At 45.1% G+C, this 15,748-nt stretch carries 17 protein-coding genes; 15 read left to right on the plus strand and 2 right to left on the minus strand.

Features of this window, described 5'->3' with window-relative positions:
- Window positions 1-17 precede the first annotated feature (17 nt).
- The 15 genes from ABIE27_RS09720 to ABIE27_RS09790 all read left to right on the plus strand — a co-directional run bounded on the left by ABIE27_RS09720 (window position 18) and on the right by ABIE27_RS09790 (window position 13,816).
- Window positions 18-3,557: a peptidoglycan DD-metalloendopeptidase family protein gene (locus tag ABIE27_RS09720; RefSeq protein WP_429350434.1), complete on the plus strand. Its 3,540-nt coding sequence runs from the start codon at window positions 18-20 to the stop codon at window positions 3,555-3,557.
- A 1-nt stretch (window position 3,558) separates the two neighbouring features.
- Complete coding sequence (locus ABIE27_RS09725) at window positions 3,559-5,301, plus strand: LysM peptidoglycan-binding domain-containing protein (RefSeq protein WP_429350435.1); 1,743 nt, start codon at window positions 3,559-3,561, stop codon at window positions 5,299-5,301.
- A gap of 2 nt (window positions 5,302-5,303) precedes the next feature.
- Window positions 5,304-5,843 carry a hypothetical protein gene (locus ABIE27_RS09730; RefSeq protein ID WP_429350436.1) on the plus strand — a complete coding sequence of 180 codons (540 nt, stop codon included), beginning with the start codon at window positions 5,304-5,306 and terminating at the stop codon, window positions 5,841-5,843.
- A gap of 5 nt (window positions 5,844-5,848) precedes the next feature.
- Window positions 5,849-6,466 carry a hypothetical protein gene (locus ABIE27_RS09735; protein WP_429350437.1) on the plus strand — a complete coding sequence of 206 codons (618 nt, stop codon included), beginning with the start codon at window positions 5,849-5,851 and terminating at the stop codon, window positions 6,464-6,466.
- 4 nt (window positions 6,467-6,470) lie between these two features.
- Entirely contained in the window at window positions 6,471-6,839 is a 369-nt protein-coding gene (locus ABIE27_RS09740; RefSeq protein ID WP_429350438.1) for a hypothetical protein, read from the plus strand.
- On the plus strand, window positions 6,836-7,747 hold the full coding sequence (locus tag ABIE27_RS09745) for a hypothetical protein (protein ID WP_429350439.1): 912 nt from the start codon (window positions 6,836-6,838) through the stop codon (window positions 7,745-7,747). Before ABIE27_RS09740 ends, ABIE27_RS09745 begins: the two co-directional genes overlap by 4 nt.
- Before the next feature lie 15 nt (window positions 7,748-7,762).
- Window positions 7,763-8,917 (plus strand): baseplate J/gp47 family protein, encoded by a 1,155-nt coding sequence (locus tag ABIE27_RS09750; RefSeq protein ID WP_429350440.1) that lies wholly within the window; start codon window positions 7,763-7,765, stop codon window positions 8,915-8,917.
- Window positions 8,914-9,978: a hypothetical protein gene (locus ABIE27_RS09755; RefSeq protein WP_429350441.1), complete on the plus strand. Its 1,065-nt coding sequence runs from the start codon at window positions 8,914-8,916 to the stop codon at window positions 9,976-9,978. The genes ABIE27_RS09750 and ABIE27_RS09755 overlap by 4 nt, the downstream gene beginning before the upstream one ends.
- Window positions 9,979-9,987: 9 nt before the next feature.
- Window positions 9,988-10,377 carry a phage tail protein gene (locus tag ABIE27_RS09760; RefSeq protein WP_429350442.1) on the plus strand — a complete coding sequence of 130 codons (390 nt, stop codon included), beginning with the start codon at window positions 9,988-9,990 and terminating at the stop codon, window positions 10,375-10,377.
- A gap of 15 nt (window positions 10,378-10,392) precedes the next feature.
- Complete coding sequence (locus ABIE27_RS09765) at window positions 10,393-11,589, plus strand: phage tail protein (protein ID WP_429350443.1); 1,197 nt, start codon at window positions 10,393-10,395, stop codon at window positions 11,587-11,589.
- 12 nt (window positions 11,590-11,601) lie between these two features.
- On the plus strand, window positions 11,602-11,886 hold the full coding sequence (locus tag ABIE27_RS09770; RefSeq protein WP_429350444.1) for a hypothetical protein: 285 nt from the start codon (window positions 11,602-11,604) through the stop codon (window positions 11,884-11,886).
- On the plus strand, window positions 11,883-12,068 hold the full coding sequence (locus tag ABIE27_RS09775) for a hypothetical protein (protein WP_429350445.1): 186 nt from the start codon (window positions 11,883-11,885) through the stop codon (window positions 12,066-12,068). Before ABIE27_RS09770 ends, ABIE27_RS09775 begins: the two co-directional genes overlap by 4 nt.
- Window positions 12,069-12,194: 126 nt before the next feature.
- Complete coding sequence (locus ABIE27_RS09780; protein ID WP_429350504.1) at window positions 12,195-12,581, plus strand: phage holin family protein; 387 nt, start codon at window positions 12,195-12,197, stop codon at window positions 12,579-12,581.
- Window positions 12,568-13,497: a glycoside hydrolase family 25 protein gene (locus tag ABIE27_RS09785; protein ID WP_429350446.1), complete on the plus strand. Its 930-nt coding sequence runs from the start codon at window positions 12,568-12,570 to the stop codon at window positions 13,495-13,497. The genes ABIE27_RS09780 and ABIE27_RS09785 overlap by 14 nt, the downstream gene beginning before the upstream one ends.
- A 139-nt stretch (window positions 13,498-13,636) precedes the next feature.
- Window positions 13,637-13,816, plus strand: a complete 180-nt coding sequence (locus ABIE27_RS09790) for a hypothetical protein (RefSeq protein ID WP_429350447.1) — start codon at window positions 13,637-13,639, stop codon at window positions 13,814-13,816.
- Window positions 13,817-13,829: 13 nt separating this feature from the next.
- Here the strand turns inward: ABIE27_RS09790 and ABIE27_RS09795 are convergent, their stop codons facing one another.
- Together ABIE27_RS09795 and ABIE27_RS09800 are read right to left on the minus strand one after the other, a co-directional pair.
- Window positions 13,830-14,570, minus strand: coding sequence for a hypothetical protein (locus ABIE27_RS09795; RefSeq protein WP_429350448.1), 741 nt, complete (start codon window positions 14,568-14,570; stop codon window positions 13,830-13,832).
- 4 nt (window positions 14,571-14,574) lie between these two features.
- A complete protein-coding gene (locus tag ABIE27_RS09800) occupies window positions 14,575-15,738 on the minus strand; it encodes an AAA family ATPase (RefSeq protein ID WP_429350449.1) in 1,164 nt (387 codons plus the stop codon).
- Window positions 15,739-15,748: the final 10 nt, after the last annotated feature.

Genomic DNA, 15,748 nt, shown 5'->3' on the forward strand with positions numbered 1-15,748 from the left:
AGAAAGGAGGTAATAACTTGGCAAAAGAACAGACGATTCGCGTCTCAGCAAAAGGGGAATTTGGACAACTTCAGCGGGGTTTAAAGCAATTACAGGAAGATTTGAAGGGTGTTTCATCTGTCGTGAACAGAGGGGCACGAGACGGTGGCTTCTTTGACGAAAAACAACTCAGGGCATTATATGTATTCCGCTCACGTTTCTTAGGAACCATGCGGGAACTGGATGCAGAGTTTCGCAAGCAAAACGATGTCATAGAGTCCTTGTATGGTAAATTGCAAACGGCCCAGCGGGGAGAACGCGAAGAGATCAAGCGCAATATTCAGCAGCGGGAACGTCAGTTGGATGTCATTCGCAAAGAATTGGTCGCAGCCGAACGAATGTATAATATTCGTTCCCGCGAAGCTAGTAGTTATCGTCCAGCCGCCGTTCGCGTTGCTGGTAGCAGAAGAAGTAAGGATGATGATAGTTCTGGTGATGGCGGTTCCAGCAGGCTTACAGGCGGAGCGTTATCTGGTGTTCTTGGGGCAGGGAAATTCGCGTTGGGTCTCGTGGGGCTTGGAAGCATTGTGGGATTGGCAACACAAATGTATAGTTCGGCCTATGCTCGACAAACGAGTTCGCTTGATCTCGCTCAGCGGATGCGCGGTCAAGCTGGATGGAGTGGCCAAGCTGTGGATATGTGGGATCGTGCTTCTGCTGCTGGCCGTGCTGATCGGATGGGATATAGTGCCGCGGATACCTGGGGGTTCTTGGATCAATACAGCCGCATTGCTGGCAGTATCAGTGACGGCGAGCTGAAGGGGATGCTGAAATTCGGACGTGGATATGGATTGGATGCATCCGAGGTCGCAAGCACCGTCGGGAATAACCGCGCTGCAGGTGGCATGCAGACTCCGAAAGGTTTCGCCGATGCCATTGCCAGTAGTGTGGCGAGATCTGGAATGACAGCCCGTGTCGTCGAAGTGATGGAGACCAATAATGCATTGCTCCAGACGATGAATACGACGCTGAAGGACGGTAGTTCCAATCAACTCTTGGCCTACCAGACAACGTTGGACCGGATTGGGACTGAGCAAGGCATGATGCAATTAACTGGCGCACAGGGCGGTAACCTTATATCAGGATTGGGAGGAATATTTCAACCTGGGAACGATGACTGGAAGTGGATGGGTGTTCAGGCATTGCGAGAATATAGTCCTCAAAAATATGGAGGCATGGATCTCTTCGGGCTTGAACAATCATTTGAGGATGGTTTGCTGAACGCCGATAACGTGCCGGCTATGGCTAAGTACGTTAGATCCCAAACAGGTGGTAATGAACAGTTAACAAAACGTATCATGCAACGCTGGCTTACGGATGGTGGATACGCTGCAACCAAACGTGAGGCATCAGAGTTTTACGATGCTACGCAAGGATTGTCTGCATTTAGTGCTGATCAGATGCAAGCATTGCAAGATGGTTCTATTAATTCTGGTGCGAAGTATGATGCTGAACGTCAAGGTGCTCAGGGTCAAGGATATATGGATACCGATGCGCGATTTGAACACGCCTTGGAACGAGCGGGTGGTAAGTTAGTGGAAGCTGTTATGGGGCTGAAAGAGGGAGCAACATCCGTTATTGAAGCTATTCAGGAAGGAAGCAGTACCGGAAATACAACATTAGACACAATCTTAAAGTTCATGAACGATAACCTCAAGGGACTTGCCACAACTTTATCCATTGGGAATTTAGGAACAGCACTGACTCGTCTATTTAGTAATAACGATGGTGGGCTGGTGGATAAATTTTTGAATTTATTCGGAATGGACACTACCACCAACAAGTCCGTGATAGATGATCTCCCAGGAACCCCTCAGCAAAAAACACAGTACATGAGGGAATTAGAGAGAGATCAGAAAGAAGAGAATAGCAGTAAAGAATTAGAGGGAGCTAGGCTACGCCAAAAAGCCATTGATGGTGGGAAATTAACGGATGATGAACTGCAGAAGGTTATTGAATACAACAGCCGGTATTTCAAAAATGCCAAAGAAATTGGTGTGGTCGAAAAACCTGAGGTTGATATCGTTGCGGAAGCGATAGGTGGTTTTTTTCAACAAGCTGCACAGATATTCACAAGTCAATTTTCTGACGGTTCCGGTGATAGTGATATAGGCCGTATGCCAGAGCAAGTGAACCGCAACATTGAAGACATGTCTGTTCTAGGCAAATACAATTTCAAACAGATGGATCGTAATACTGACGAAATGACGAGTAATGCCGGAACAAAGTATGCTTTAATGGCGCGCAACAGCAAAGATTTGGTAGACAAATCTGTCTGGATTTTCCGTACTTTGCTGTACACGGTACAAAATTGGGCTGCGGATGTATTGACTGAGTTTAAAAATTGGCAGCAAAATATGACGGCAAGTTCGCCAGGTGCTCCGAGTTTTTTGGGGGAATACAGCACATCATCAAAAATTACGTCAATGAGCGGGATCAGCGCCGAACAACTCAACAAAAACCTGGGCGGTGCACTGACGGGCAAAGGTGCGCAGTTTGTACAAGCTGGCTTGCAGTTCGGCATTGATCCGGCTGCATTGGCAGCAATCGCAATGCATGAAACAGGGAACGGCACTAGTAATGCAGTTAAGCAGAAAAATAATGTAGGCGGCATGATGAATCCAAGCGGAAGCGGTCTGCTAGATTTCCCCTCTATTGATGATGGCATAACGGCAATGGCGCGAAACCTAAAAGTAAATTATGTCGATCAAGGAATAGATACAATAACCGATGTCCAAAGGAAATACGCTCCGATTGGTGCGCGGAACGATCCGGACAATTTAAATAACTATTGGTCTAAAGGCGTTGTTAAGATCATGAATGACTTGACGGGCGGTATGTCCACTAGTTCAGGGGACGGATTTTTCACTGATTGGAGTAGCCGCATCACGAGTAAGTTCGGACAACAGGAATCTTTCAGGAAAAAACCCCACAGTGGTTTAGACATAAAAGGGAAACAGGGAGACCAGTTACATGCGCTAACTGGAGGGACCATTGCTTTTATAAAAATGGACGACGGCGGGAAACTCGATGAGGATGGTAAGAAAAATACACGGGCAGGTGGTACTGAAGTTGGTGTCCGTATGTCTGATGGAAATACCTATTTTTACAGCCACCTTTCAGCTGTTAATCCTTCGCTCCGTGTAGGGCAACAAGTCGAAACAGGGTCTTACATCGGAAATGTAGGTGGGGCACCAGAAGTTGCAGGCAGTGGATACAGCACTACAGGCAGTCATTTACATCTGGGCTACATGGATAACTCAGGAAAACTGATGAATCCGGAGGACTTATTGAAATCACTTGGATCAGGTGATAGTGACATGGGAAATATGCCTTCAGCCAAACCAAAGGAAACCCGCTATAAATCAGAGATCACCGTTAATCTGAATGTATCAGGTGAAGGAGCGAAAGCACTAAATGCTTCTACGCAATCGCAGCTTGAAAAGCTTGTAAAACGAATTGTGGGAGAACAGGAACGACAACGGTTGCGTATGTCTCCAGTAAAGGCGGGGTATTGACATGATTGAACGTTACAGTTGGGCTCCGGTTGGGGGCGTCGTGGGGAAGCGGTATGTCCCGATTGTTCGAGTCAGCTTCCATAGCGAGAAAGCTTGTTACCAGCTCAAGGGTAGTCTACAAGAAGATAAGGCTCAAGACCCGACCGACCAAGTGCTGTCGGTTACGACTCAGAAGACTCTTGATGCGCCAGCAGGAACGATGAATATTGTCCTCGCCGGTGACAAGTGGTTCCGATCCCAACTCATCCAGACCAATGATCTTGTTGTTGTGCAGATGGGTTATAAGACCGTGAAGGGCGAGGAACTATCTACGGTCATGGTCGGGTTGATAGATCGGGTACGTCGGACCCGTAGCGTCGATGGTGGAATGACCACTTCCGTTCAGGTTCGTGATTTTGGAAAGATTTTCATCAAATCAAACATCAAGTTTTATCCTGAAATATCTGGAGGGACAAACAAGTTTTTTTTAACCGAAAATGGATGGTTGGCTATCGCGAAGTATTTCCAATCAGACAGTGTCACGAAGGGAAGTCCAGCTGTCATTCTGGATATCATAATGCGATTCATATTACCGCAACTTAATGGAGTGAAATGGACAGTATGGGACGAACTGAAGACGGAGCCAGTTGCTAAGCAAGTCGATGTCACCAACATCGTTCGATATAATTTCGCTGCGGTACCGATCTTTTTGCCGCAGTTTTTTTCTCTGGACCGCTATGAGGGTTCGCTTTGGAACTTGATGGAGCGTACATCCAGCAGACCATTCACGGAGCTATTTATTGATGTTCGCGAGCCTTTGGAAGCGTGGAATCCAGGCAATAAGCCACGAGTGGTGAATGAGACCATTGAGCAATCCAGTGATCAAAGCAAAGCTAAGTTTCCAAAGGGCGAGGGGTACTATCCTTTTCCTCGTTTCCCTTTTGGTAAGGATAACAGCGTGGTTTCGGTCTTCTTACGGAATACACCTTTTTCAAAGGATGCTTGGAACAAGCTACAGACACATGTGGTTACTGCTGAAGATGTGATCGACGAGGATTTATCCTATAGCGACGATGAGCATTACAACCTGTTTTGGGCTGGAACCACGATCAATCCATTCGGAATTGACTTGAAACGTGTTGCCCCTCCGGTTATGAATAAGAGTGCCATTGAGCGCTATGGCCTATCCCCTCTGGAAGTAGAAATTGAAGGACTGGCTATGGACCCAAGCAAACCAGAGGACACGATCAAGCTGGAGCTCATGAGTAAGGCATATACACTCAAGCTGAAAGAATGGTTCGAGAACAATCATAAATTTCTGAACGGCTCCATGACGGTTCGCGGCAAGGGCGGTTACAAGATCGGTCAACGTTTGCAGGCCAGCGGTATCATGAAAGAGTTTTACATTGAGTCTGTCACTCAAACATTCAACGTTTTTGAGGGGTGGACCACAACATTACAGCTCACCCGCGGCCGTGATTACAAACCTGCAGTCAAAGCTGCTTCCATGCCAAAAGGGAGCAAATATACTGATAAAAAACCAATGACAACCAAAACAACAGCTGAGGTAAAAGGCAAATATTACACTGTTCAACGTGGGGATAGCCTATGGAGCATTGCTTTCAAACATTACGGCAATGGTAGTGATTGGACAAAAATTTGGGAGGCCAACAAGGATATGCTTGTTAATCGTGATGCTCGTAATGCTTCTCAAAAAGGCAAATATGTTTATGTGGGACAGATTCTTAAAATACCAGGAGGCTGACGATGAAGGACCAAAGTGCACTTGGAGGCAGGATGACTAATCGAATGCCAGAGTTCAATGCTACTCGTTTAGCAAAAGTTGTGAGCACCAAAGATTATGAACGATTTGGGAGAATTGAGGTCGTATTCTTGGATTATAGTCAGCCTATTCCCGTTTGGGTTACTGGCGAGATTGACAGGGAACCTATTGAGGGCGATCAGGTTATCGTTGGTTATTTAGACAACCGCAAAGATGCCCCTTATCTTGCAGGTTTCTTGCGTAACGCTGGATACGGTAGCAATTTCATCTCAATTAAACGGGAGATGATCAAAATTCAGCTCCCTGTGTCCGATGATGACAGCGAGGAACATTTGCTTGATGATCGTAAACAGTCCCAACGGGTATATGCTGAACTGACGCCTAATCATGCGATGATCAGTTTTCCAGTTGAAGGGACAGCGGCAACTATAAAAGTCACTAAAGTAGGATTCGAATTATTTCACCCAACCGGAGGCGCTGTCTTTAGGCTACCCAACGGAGATATTTCCGTTGAAAAGGAGTGAGTTCTGTGTCTTTGGTCAGCAAAAGAACGAAGGATATCAAGAAGTTTTATCGCATGACTTTTGAAATACGCAAGACGCTACCAAGTGGGAATTCTGGTGCAATTAAACTGCACACGCTCTTGGTTAATCCATCTGATTTCACACAGGACGAACCGGGAAGAGGGAATGTTGTTCAGACATTAGGCGGTGCCTATGTCGCAGACTTCGGAGCTGGCTTGCCGACGGTTACCTTATCTGGTACAACGGGGTACAGTCTTCGTCGATCGGCAGAAAATAAAGAGCTAGACGGATACGAAGAGTTCATAAAGTTTCGTGCAGACATTTATCGTAAGTTTTTACAGGCTAACGATCCCCAGCATGCCTTGTACTGGTACAACTGGGAAGATAACGAGTATTACGAGATTCACCCCCAAAACTTTCGGCTCCAGCGTAACAAGTCGGAGCCGTTGCTGTATCGTTACGAATTAAGGTTCACGTGTCTTCGAAGGCTAATCAAGACAAGAAGGGAAGCGGCTACGGACTATTTGAAACGAAACCCCTCCACAAAGAAGATGGCCGAGCGTTTGTCGTCCAGTGTATCCAATATCGGAGAACTTCTGCATAATCTGACGAAAGGGGGCTGATTTTATGCTGGAATCTATTTATTTGCCGGAAGAAGAGATTAGTTATGTTAATTACCCGGTGCTTCGAGAAGAACAGCAGATCGTTCGAAATATCTCTGAGTACGCTTTAAGGGTATATGGGGCGCTATCTGATTATAACGAAGCTGTGTATGATCGTGTGGACGTTAATACAGCTGAATTGGAACAATATATTTCGCTATGTGAGAATACATGTGGTCGATTAGCTTCTGCTACAAGTGTCCCCTTTGACTTGTTGTTGGAGCTACGGTCGATCCTGACAATGCTGTACAAGTTACGTATCTTGGCCGCTGATAGTGGCGCAAATGTAATTGGAGAATCGACAGCAATAGACACAGAGGACGATAGTCTATGATCGAGCATGTACTTAATGATGCGGATACGATACAGGGTCTGTCCGTCCTTTACAACGTACCATGGCAGCAAATTGCAGATTATAACGACCTTGAGTATCCATACACGATGACCAGTCGTGAGGCATATTACACGCTGTATGCGGATGGGTATTTGCTAATAAGGCGACAGTCTGCGGCACAGCCACTTACGCTATATGCTGGTTCCTTATTCATGACAGATATAGATTCACAGGGCATTCAAAAAATCTATGAGTTGGTGGAAGACGTAACCCTTGCTGCTGGTGTAGCAGAGGGCTATTTGTATGTCCGCAGTCAGTTACCGGGAAGCTTCGGAAATACCATAGCAGGTAGCATTGTTTTGTCCGGTGTTGTTCGCTCCAGTGCTGAGCCGGGTTCCTTATCGATTACGAACCTTAAACCATTTACGAATGGGAAGGATGCGAAGGTACGTCTCACTGGACAGATTGTCTATATAAACATCGGTACCGAACTGGCGACTGCGCCCAACTTAGAAGCATTTGGGGGTACCGATCTTAAAATGACTTCAGATGGTGATTTGTCGGATGACGGAACTGGGGACTGGGGAGCTTTAACGGGAATAGACAATATAAAGCAAGCAGTAAGCCATAGGTTGGTAACCCGACGTGGTAGCCTGACACAGCACCCGGCCTATGGAAGTCGCCTGCATGAATTGATTGGACTGGCCGAGGCTCCGTATATACGCCAGCTGGTTGAACTGGATATACATGAGACACTTGGCGATGAAGACCGCATAGATGGTGTAACAGTAGATAGTGTGATTGTGCAACGGACACTCATGTATATTTCGCTGACGATAGGCGTTGCGGGCAGGCAGGAAAATATAGGGGTACAAGTGGATCAATCTGGCGTAGCCATTACCCTTTAGAAAGGAGGGAGTATTTTGGCTTTTGAACGTAAAACCATGGAGAGCATTATACAGGATATGGTCGAGTGGTCCCGTGGAGTATCGCAAAAAATAACTGATTTTACGGTCGGTTCCCGTGCCAGAACGATGTTAGAAGCTGTGGGAAAGGAATTGGAAGAATACTATGATAAGACATGGCGTGCGATGCGTTATGCGATAGGACAAGGGGTATATTCAGCCTTTGGATTCTCGAAGCTCCCAGCCCTTTATGCGACTGGGACAGTTACGTTTAGCCGCATCACTCCAGCTGATACCAATTATCTTATTCCAGTTGGGACCTTACTTAAAACGCAGTCCACTGCTTCCAAAGCGCCGATCACATACCGCACCACCTCCGATGCGGTAATAGCAGTTGGAGCGACAAGAATTGATGTGCCTGTAATTTGTCTGACACCTGGTTTGGACGGTAACACCGAAGATCACACTATTACCGATTTTGTATCCAAACCGGTGGGAATTGACATGGTATTTAATACTGCTGCGTTTTCCAACGGGAAGGAGGAAGAGACACAGGATGAGCAAAAAAATCGTTTCAGGAAATTCATAGCTTCTTTGTCGCGGGGAACTTTGCAGAGCATTGAATATGGCGCGACTACCGTTCAGCTCACAGATGCAACAGGGTTGGCAACTGAGCGTGTGGTAGATGCCCAAGCGTTTGAGGATTTGCCTACGCGAAAAGGTGAAGTCGATCTATATGTTTGGAATGGGGTTGGTACTGCATCGGCAGAGTTGTTTGCAGCTATTCAACGGACGTTGACCGGGTATTATGAGAACGGAAAGCCTATCTATGGTTATAAGTCCGCGGGTATCCAAGTTAATTTATTTTCCGTTACCACCAAACCTATCAGCATTCGTTTGACAATTACGTTTGATCAGGGTGTTGCTCTTGAAGCGGTTCAGGGTGAAATTGAGCGAGAGATTAGGGACTATTTCAATGAAATTAAACAGGGGCAGGAAATTGTACAAACAGAAATGGAATCTCGCATAAAGATGCTGACGGGCATATATGATGTGAAATTGGATTTATCCGTAGATGGCGGCACAACATGGTCTGATGCCAATCAAACTGCAGGCAAAACAGAGAAGCTTGTAACGCATTTTCCGATAATTTATCGGGAGGCGGGTCCATGAGAATATTAAAAAAATTGTTGGACAACTTGGGGGAAGGCTGGAATATCCAGCCGAAAGAGGTTCCTTATGTCGTGATTGAACGCGGGTCTGGCATACACAGCATGGTGACGGTAGACGAAGGCATGCTCATTTTCCACAGCGATCCCTATCGCTCTCATTTGCCAAACAAGCAATCCATTGAGTTGCAAAGAATGACCGCTCAGGGACTTCTGACTGCAATAAAGAGTATGGGATACAACGCTGAATTGGCCCCAGAAATACTTAGAGCAGACGCCATCCCTTTAGCAATAATGGAAGTAGCAAACGTTAAAGTGGACACGACCTTAAATGCTTTCACAAGCAACATCTGGCGGCGTATGTATCCGATATACCGTATATTACGCCAGGCTGAGACGGACACGGATCTTGCATTGTTGCAACTAGACCGTAATATGGCAACTGGACGTTGGCTCGATTACTGGGGCAGCTTCTTTGGTATGCAACGCCGCCCTGGCGAATTGGCCGAATCTTTCCGCCGGCGATTCACCATGTGGGTGCTCAATCCCAAAACGAACAACGTAGCTTTGCAGGAATTACTTGCATATCAGTTGGGTGAGTCGGGTGGGGTGGAGGTGTACGACAAAGCCCCTGCAGTCATAGGCGTTCGGCTGGATGCCAAATACACTGGAAGCGTCGAAACCTTGGCTGCAGTCCGTAGTATTTTGACGGAGAACAAAGGCGGGGGGATTTCGTTTATTGCTTCAGTTCGCGTACCTGCTACTTTGACGAATTATAATCTCCAACATTATCGGATGCACCTTCGTTCTCGCGTTCGTTTTTTTGGCGGCCACGCATGGTATTTCGATGGTTTGTACCAACTCGACGGTATTCCTAGTTTGTCCGGATGGGTTGAGGAGAGGCAGCGAAATAGACATCAGTTAACGATCCGTACCCCGCACCGAGTTGAGCAACAGCAGGAAGGCGTTGTTAAGATCCGGCAAAATTATTGGTTGCTGGATGGTAGCGTACAGCTCGATGGTAACCGGTTGCTGAGTTCTCAAGAAAAAATTAATCATGTGTAGGAGGTAATCATGGCAGATCAAGCTTTAACCGTCACCACAACTTATGCGCGGGAACAGATGGCTCGTGCTCGAGCACAAGGGAGCTCATTGACCCAAGTTTTGAAGATGGCCTTTGGTAGTGGCGGGACTGACGCAGAAGGAAAGCCAATCCCGCTGGATGGTACGGAGCAAACCTTGAAGCAGCAGTTGCTCATTAAAGATATCTCTAGTTATGAGTTTATTGCTCCTGCGACCATCCGTTACACTTGTTCACTGGGGGAGACGGAGCTGGCGGGCGCAACGATAAACGAGTTGGCTCTTGTCGATTCGACAGGGAAATTTACAGCGATCCGCACGATGACGAATAAGATCAAGGATGCAGATATGGAATTCATTTTTGAAATTGATGACATCTATTAAGGGGGGATATCATTCATGGCCATCAAAGAGCCGCGTAAACTCGTCCCGACTGATAAGGGGCATGCGGATGTAATCAATGCTCCAATCATGACGCTTTATGAGAATGACCAGGAACTGGCTACGCAAGTTGAAAGTATTAAGAGCGATCCAGGGGCTAACGGGGTAGCATCTAAGGAAGCGCTGGATACTCATGTTGCCAGTACGGAGCTGCACGTCACGGCCGCAAAGCAAGCAGTCTGGAATAAGGCTCAGGAGAATGCCGAGCTGTATACACGTAATTATGCTGCTCCCAAAGCACATACGCATCTCACATCTGACTTGCCCAGTGCTACAACACAAACGCGTGGGATTACCAAGCTGAATAACTCCGTTAGTAGCGTAGCAACAGACGAAGCTGCTACAGCAAATGCCGTGAAGCAGGCCTATGATGAGGCGACAGCGGCAAAGCAGCTTGGAGTTGAGCAAAAAAACAATGTGGTTGCCGCTCTCAACTCCATAGGCATTTCGGCATCCACGAGTGAGTCATGGACACAATTGATTAACAAAATGGCCGGAGTGATCCGCGCCACGGGTAATGCTACAGCAGCGCAAGTGCTGACAGGAGCAACGTTTAGTAATGGAAGTGGTAATGGCAAGACGGGAACGATGCCAAACCGCGGCGGTGGGGCTCACAATCAAGCGCTTAGTACGGAAGTATGGCAGGGAGATCGTACTTTTTTACGAGCACCTGATGGCTATTTTGATGGTCAATCATGGGTGTACGCTCTTACTCCTGACTTACTTCCAGCTAATATTAGAGCAGGAAAGAGTATCTTAGGTGTTGCTGGGACTCTGGCTGCGGGCGTTTCTCCCGGATCGACGCGAATAGCGTATGACCCCAACTCGGCTATCCCTTCAACATATAGCCTAACTCCAGTCAAAGTTAGGGAGGTAACGATGAATGTCGGCGGAACCTACCGAGTAAGCTACGGTATTCGCTCAGAAGCGCAAGGAACAAACTACGCCTTCGGTCAACTATACGCTGATGGTGTTCCTAGAGGGATTCAAAGGCAAACCTCCCTTGGTGACGTTGTGTACTACACCGAAGACCTTACTATCAATGCTGGCGAGGTACTACAATTATATATTTGGACGGATAATGTGAATCGCAGAGCTTTGTACTACAGCAACATGGGAATTTTTATAAGCGATTTGACATCTACCTTTAGATAAGGAGGGATTAGTTTGATACGTAAATTTCAGTATGTGACAGATGAGGAACGGAGCCAGATTATAGAGGGAAATAGTGGCCTCTTGCTGATTGAAGAACAAAATATAACAGAAGGTAACTTCTTGATTTTCGGTACGGAACGTCCTGTTATAAAGACGTATATTACCGTACCAGAAGAAGATTTTGAACTATTGAAACAAGAAAGCACCCTTTTGAAAGCTCAGAGTAAAGCCCTATCTGATCGAGCAGAGTTCACTGATGAAGTCATCGCAGAGATGGCTCTGGAGATTTACAAATGATTCGGCGCATTCTGTTCTGGCTGTTACTAAGACTGGAAGGAGGTGAGACCATGGTAGCTATGTTTTTTGCACAACGTATCATTCTGGGCAAGACAGAGTATAAAGCTGTTCCTGAATCATTACGGGGGCAAGTCAACGAAATCCTGATTGAAAGCGGTGTTGAATTCATGATCGAGCAGTAACATGCGTTCCGAAATCGGAGCGCTATTTTTATGCCCTCTGGAGTGGTCAGGGGGCTTTTTATATTGATAACAGGGGGATATGACGTGGAGAACGTGGGGAAATGGGCTTTGGCCGTGGGCAGCTGGATGCTGTCCTATTTGTTTGGAGGTTGGTCCGGAGTGCTGGGAGTATTGCTTGTATTTGTGATTTTGGATTATTTAACTGGAGTGGTGGCTGCCGGATCTACCGGGGGATTGAAAAGCAAAATTGGCCTTATCGGGATTGCCCGTAAGGTCTTTATTTTTGCCATGGTGGCGGTGGGGCACTTGGTGGATGGCATTCTTGGTGATGGCCATTTGTTCAGGGATACTGTCGCCTTTTTTTATATCGCGAATGAGTTGTTGTCCATCACGGAGAACGGAGGCAAGTTGGGGGCACCTATCCCGGCCGTGATCAAACAAGCCATTGAAGTCCTGAAGGGCAAGGGTGGCAACGATAACGATAAAGGAGCTGGTACAGATGCAAGCGCGTAAACAAGGGAACGCACAAGGGATTGACGTATCACATCATAACGGCAATATCGATTTCAAAAAGGTGGCAGCGGACGGCATTTCTTTCGTATTTATCAAGGCTACACAGGGTAAGTCCTTCCGATCAAATAAGTTTCTGCAGTTTGTCAGGGATGCGAAGGCGGCTGGCCTGCTGATCGGTGCTTACCATTACGTGGATGACTCTGCCGGTAACGTGGAAGCGGCTAAGGCTGAGGCACAGAACTTTTACCGAGCTATTCAGGATGCTGGCGGGATCGGCGTATTTGACTTGCCCCCAGTGATGGATTATGAGTCTAATAAAAACGGGTACAGCAAAGCAACGATTACAGCCGTGGCTAAGACGTTTCTAGAAGAGATCCAGAGACTCACAGGTGTTAAACCGCTGGTGTATACATACCCGGCGTTTATCAGTAATTTCAGTGGTCTGTCCTCTTATCCACTATGGATTGCACGTTACAGCACACAAACACCTGCGGATGCATCAGGGTGGACACGTTGGGACTTTTGGCAGTATAGCGATGGAGCGGCTGGCGGAAATCTGCCACGGGGGAACAGGAAGGTTGATGGGATAAGTGGTCCGGTGGATCTGAACGAATTTTATGGGACGGTTGCGGAACTTAAAGCAAAGTATAAGAGCGGGGCTGTGAAGGAAGACAAGCCAGAGACAAAGGTACGTGATATCAACGTTCCTAGTGGCTGGGCTAAAGAAACGTGGGGGGAATTGACGAAGAACGGATATTACGATGGCACACGTCCTGGGGCGCTAATCACACGCGAAGAATCTGCAATCGTCATAAATCGGCTCAGGAAAAATATCCTGAAGCTGGTTGCAGGGGTTAATGGTAATGTGAAAGAGTTAAATGAGCGTCTCCGTAAAATAGAATCTGAGCAGCTTTAATCCAGTCGTATACTCGACTAAAATCAGACGTTTTACATCCGAAAGATCGCCTTCGTATGTGTTTATATTCGGTATAGTGATCTATAAGTTCTATACCAAGTGATTTTGGTAATAAATATAATTAATTGGAGGTGTCACAGTGGACGAAAAAGAAGAGGATATAAAATATACGTTAGTATCGATTTCACCGAATAATAAGTATGTTATGTTACGTTCAAGTGCTGAACCAGAAACAGATAAGGTTATTTTAAAAAAGGAGTTTGAGGATCATTATATTTCTATTGGAGGAGTAGAATATAGCAAAAGACCACTCAAGTAGTGGTCTTTTCCTGTTAAAGGAGTGAAAGAGTACTAGCAACTCTGAATAAATCATCTAATTCCTGATCCCAAAGTCCCTCTAATTTAAGAATATCAATAATCTCTGTAAAATTACTATCACACATAATATCAGTTGCTACTGATGCTGCATATTCAGCTTGGGGTGAAGCTTCCTCTAAGATGTTTTTTGTTGTTTGAACAATTCTATTTCTGAGTCTCGTGGTTCTTTCTCCAGATACATAGGATTTACATTTATCACATAGCACTTCAATTTTCTCGTGAACGAGTTGAGAAATATCAAATCGTGGTTGAACGACTTTTCTTGTATCATTAAGTACCAGCACATCAATTGTTTCCTTACCAACTGATGTCTTTCCATGTAGTCTATAGTATTTCATTGTTAAATGTTCCCTTGGCTCCATTGTAGCTGGATTAATTATAGGATCTTCAATAGTATTATGCCCGTGTTTTCTTCCATTACACCTTTTACAACTTGGCAACAAGTTCTTCCATTCTACAACTAGATCTGGAAAAGAATTTTTATCCTGATAATGTTCAACTTCCATATACTTAGATTCAACGTTTAACTTGCACTCACAATAAGCACATTTTGAATGTGAGCTTGTTAACAAAGCATTTTCAATGAAAGTTTTTTTCCAAACTGATTTGCCGGTTTTTTTATATTCGTTAGTCAACTCCATAACTAATTGATCGGTTAATTCAGTTGGACGGGGGAGTTTATTGATTTTTATCATTGAATTATTCCCCCAAAGATGCCAGCTGAATTTTTAATAGTTTTTTTAATGTGTTACCTGGATGCAACATCTCATTAAGTGTGTTGTATGCATTTTGTGCATCCTTAAAGTTTTCTTTGTCTAAAGCTAATTCGAATCGTTCCATTGCTTCTACAAATAGAGGAGATCTTGTTTCTTCTAGACCCATCACATCTGTTAAGATTTCTTCCACTGTCCATCCCTTATAACCAAATAAGTTAGTAGGTAACTCTCTTGTGTATACTTCGCCAGTTTTTTTCCGTCCAAGAGTAATTATTTGATTTGATTCTGCTGATTGAATCACATGAGCACTATGCGTAGTTGTGATAAATTGGGCTTTGGGGAACAATGCACTTAGCACAGTCAATACAGATGACTGCCATTGGGGATGTAAATGTAGGTCAAGTTCATCAATAAGTATGACTCCATCAAAATCTTCAATGATTAAATTATCGTTGGAAAATCGGTGTTCAATTTCTTTAATAAGTCCTAGAAATATATAAATTAAAGATTTATATCCTGAAGACAGGTATTCATAGTATATTTCCGTGCCATCATTTTGATTTAACAATATATCATAGGTTCCGGCCTTTACTCGTGAAAAAGTAATATTAGAATCTGTTGCGCTAAAAACATTTTTCGCGATCTCTAAGTTATGTCTTTGCGCTTCAGTTATAGAATCTGGGTGAGCCGACCAAAGATAACGATTGACAAACCAGTTTTTGGCATCTGTGGCAGACATTCCAGAAAGAATAGCATTGCGAGGATCTGTTATAGAATCACTACCAACAGCTTTTAGCGGAATATAATCAAATGATCGGCTTGTTTTTATATAAATAACATATTGGGCGTATTCAGTACCTCCGGAGCCCAATTGCATTCCTGCTGTTTCATTAGGGTGAAAATTTGTTCTTTTCAGTCTGAAGACTTCGGATGTATCTGTGGTTAATTCTGCGAATCCAGAATCATGATCAGCTTTTTTTTTCAGGAATTCATTTGGGCGTGCTGTGAAGAATTGTGAAATGCATTCCAAAATAGTAGATTTACCTATTCCATTTGGTCCGCAAATAATATTTACATGTGGGTTGAAAGATAGATTCAGTTTCTCTAACCCACCAATTCCTTCGATATGTAAAGTCGAGAGCTTCAATAGATTAACC

It is taken from the genome of Paenibacillus sp. 4624, from assembly GCF_050435065.1.
GTDB classification, from domain to species: domain Bacteria; phylum Bacillota; class Bacilli; order Paenibacillales; family Paenibacillaceae; genus Paenibacillus; species Paenibacillus amylolyticus_D.

Excerpts from the sequence above, each read along its gene's own strand:
- ABIE27_RS09775 (WP_429350445.1), top strand. The coding sequence starts at position 11,883 with ATGATTCGGCGCATTCTGTTCTGGCTGTTACTAAGACTGGAAGGAGGT.
- ABIE27_RS09795 (WP_429350448.1), bottom strand. The coding sequence starts at position 14,570 with ATGATAAAAATCAATAAACTCCCCCGTCCAACTGAATTAACCGATCAA.
- ABIE27_RS09725 (WP_429350435.1), top strand. The coding sequence starts at position 3,559 with ATGATTGAACGTTACAGTTGGGCTCCGGTTGGGGGCGTCGTGGGGAAG.
- ABIE27_RS09785 (WP_429350446.1), top strand. The coding sequence starts at position 12,568 with ATGCAAGCGCGTAAACAAGGGAACGCACAAGGGATTGACGTATCACAT.
- ABIE27_RS09780 (WP_429350504.1), top strand. The coding sequence starts at position 12,195 with ATGCTGTCCTATTTGTTTGGAGGTTGGTCCGGAGTGCTGGGAGTATTG.
- ABIE27_RS09745 (WP_429350439.1), top strand. The coding sequence starts at position 6,836 with ATGATCGAGCATGTACTTAATGATGCGGATACGATACAGGGTCTGTCC.
- ABIE27_RS09760 (WP_429350442.1), top strand. The coding sequence starts at position 9,988 with ATGGCAGATCAAGCTTTAACCGTCACCACAACTTATGCGCGGGAACAG.
- ABIE27_RS09755 (WP_429350441.1), top strand. The coding sequence starts at position 8,914 with ATGAGAATATTAAAAAAATTGTTGGACAACTTGGGGGAAGGCTGGAAT.
- ABIE27_RS09730 (WP_429350436.1), top strand. The coding sequence starts at position 5,304 with ATGAAGGACCAAAGTGCACTTGGAGGCAGGATGACTAATCGAATGCCA.
- ABIE27_RS09740 (WP_429350438.1), top strand. The coding sequence starts at position 6,471 with ATGCTGGAATCTATTTATTTGCCGGAAGAAGAGATTAGTTATGTTAAT.
- ABIE27_RS09765 (WP_429350443.1), top strand. The coding sequence starts at position 10,393 with ATGGCCATCAAAGAGCCGCGTAAACTCGTCCCGACTGATAAGGGGCAT.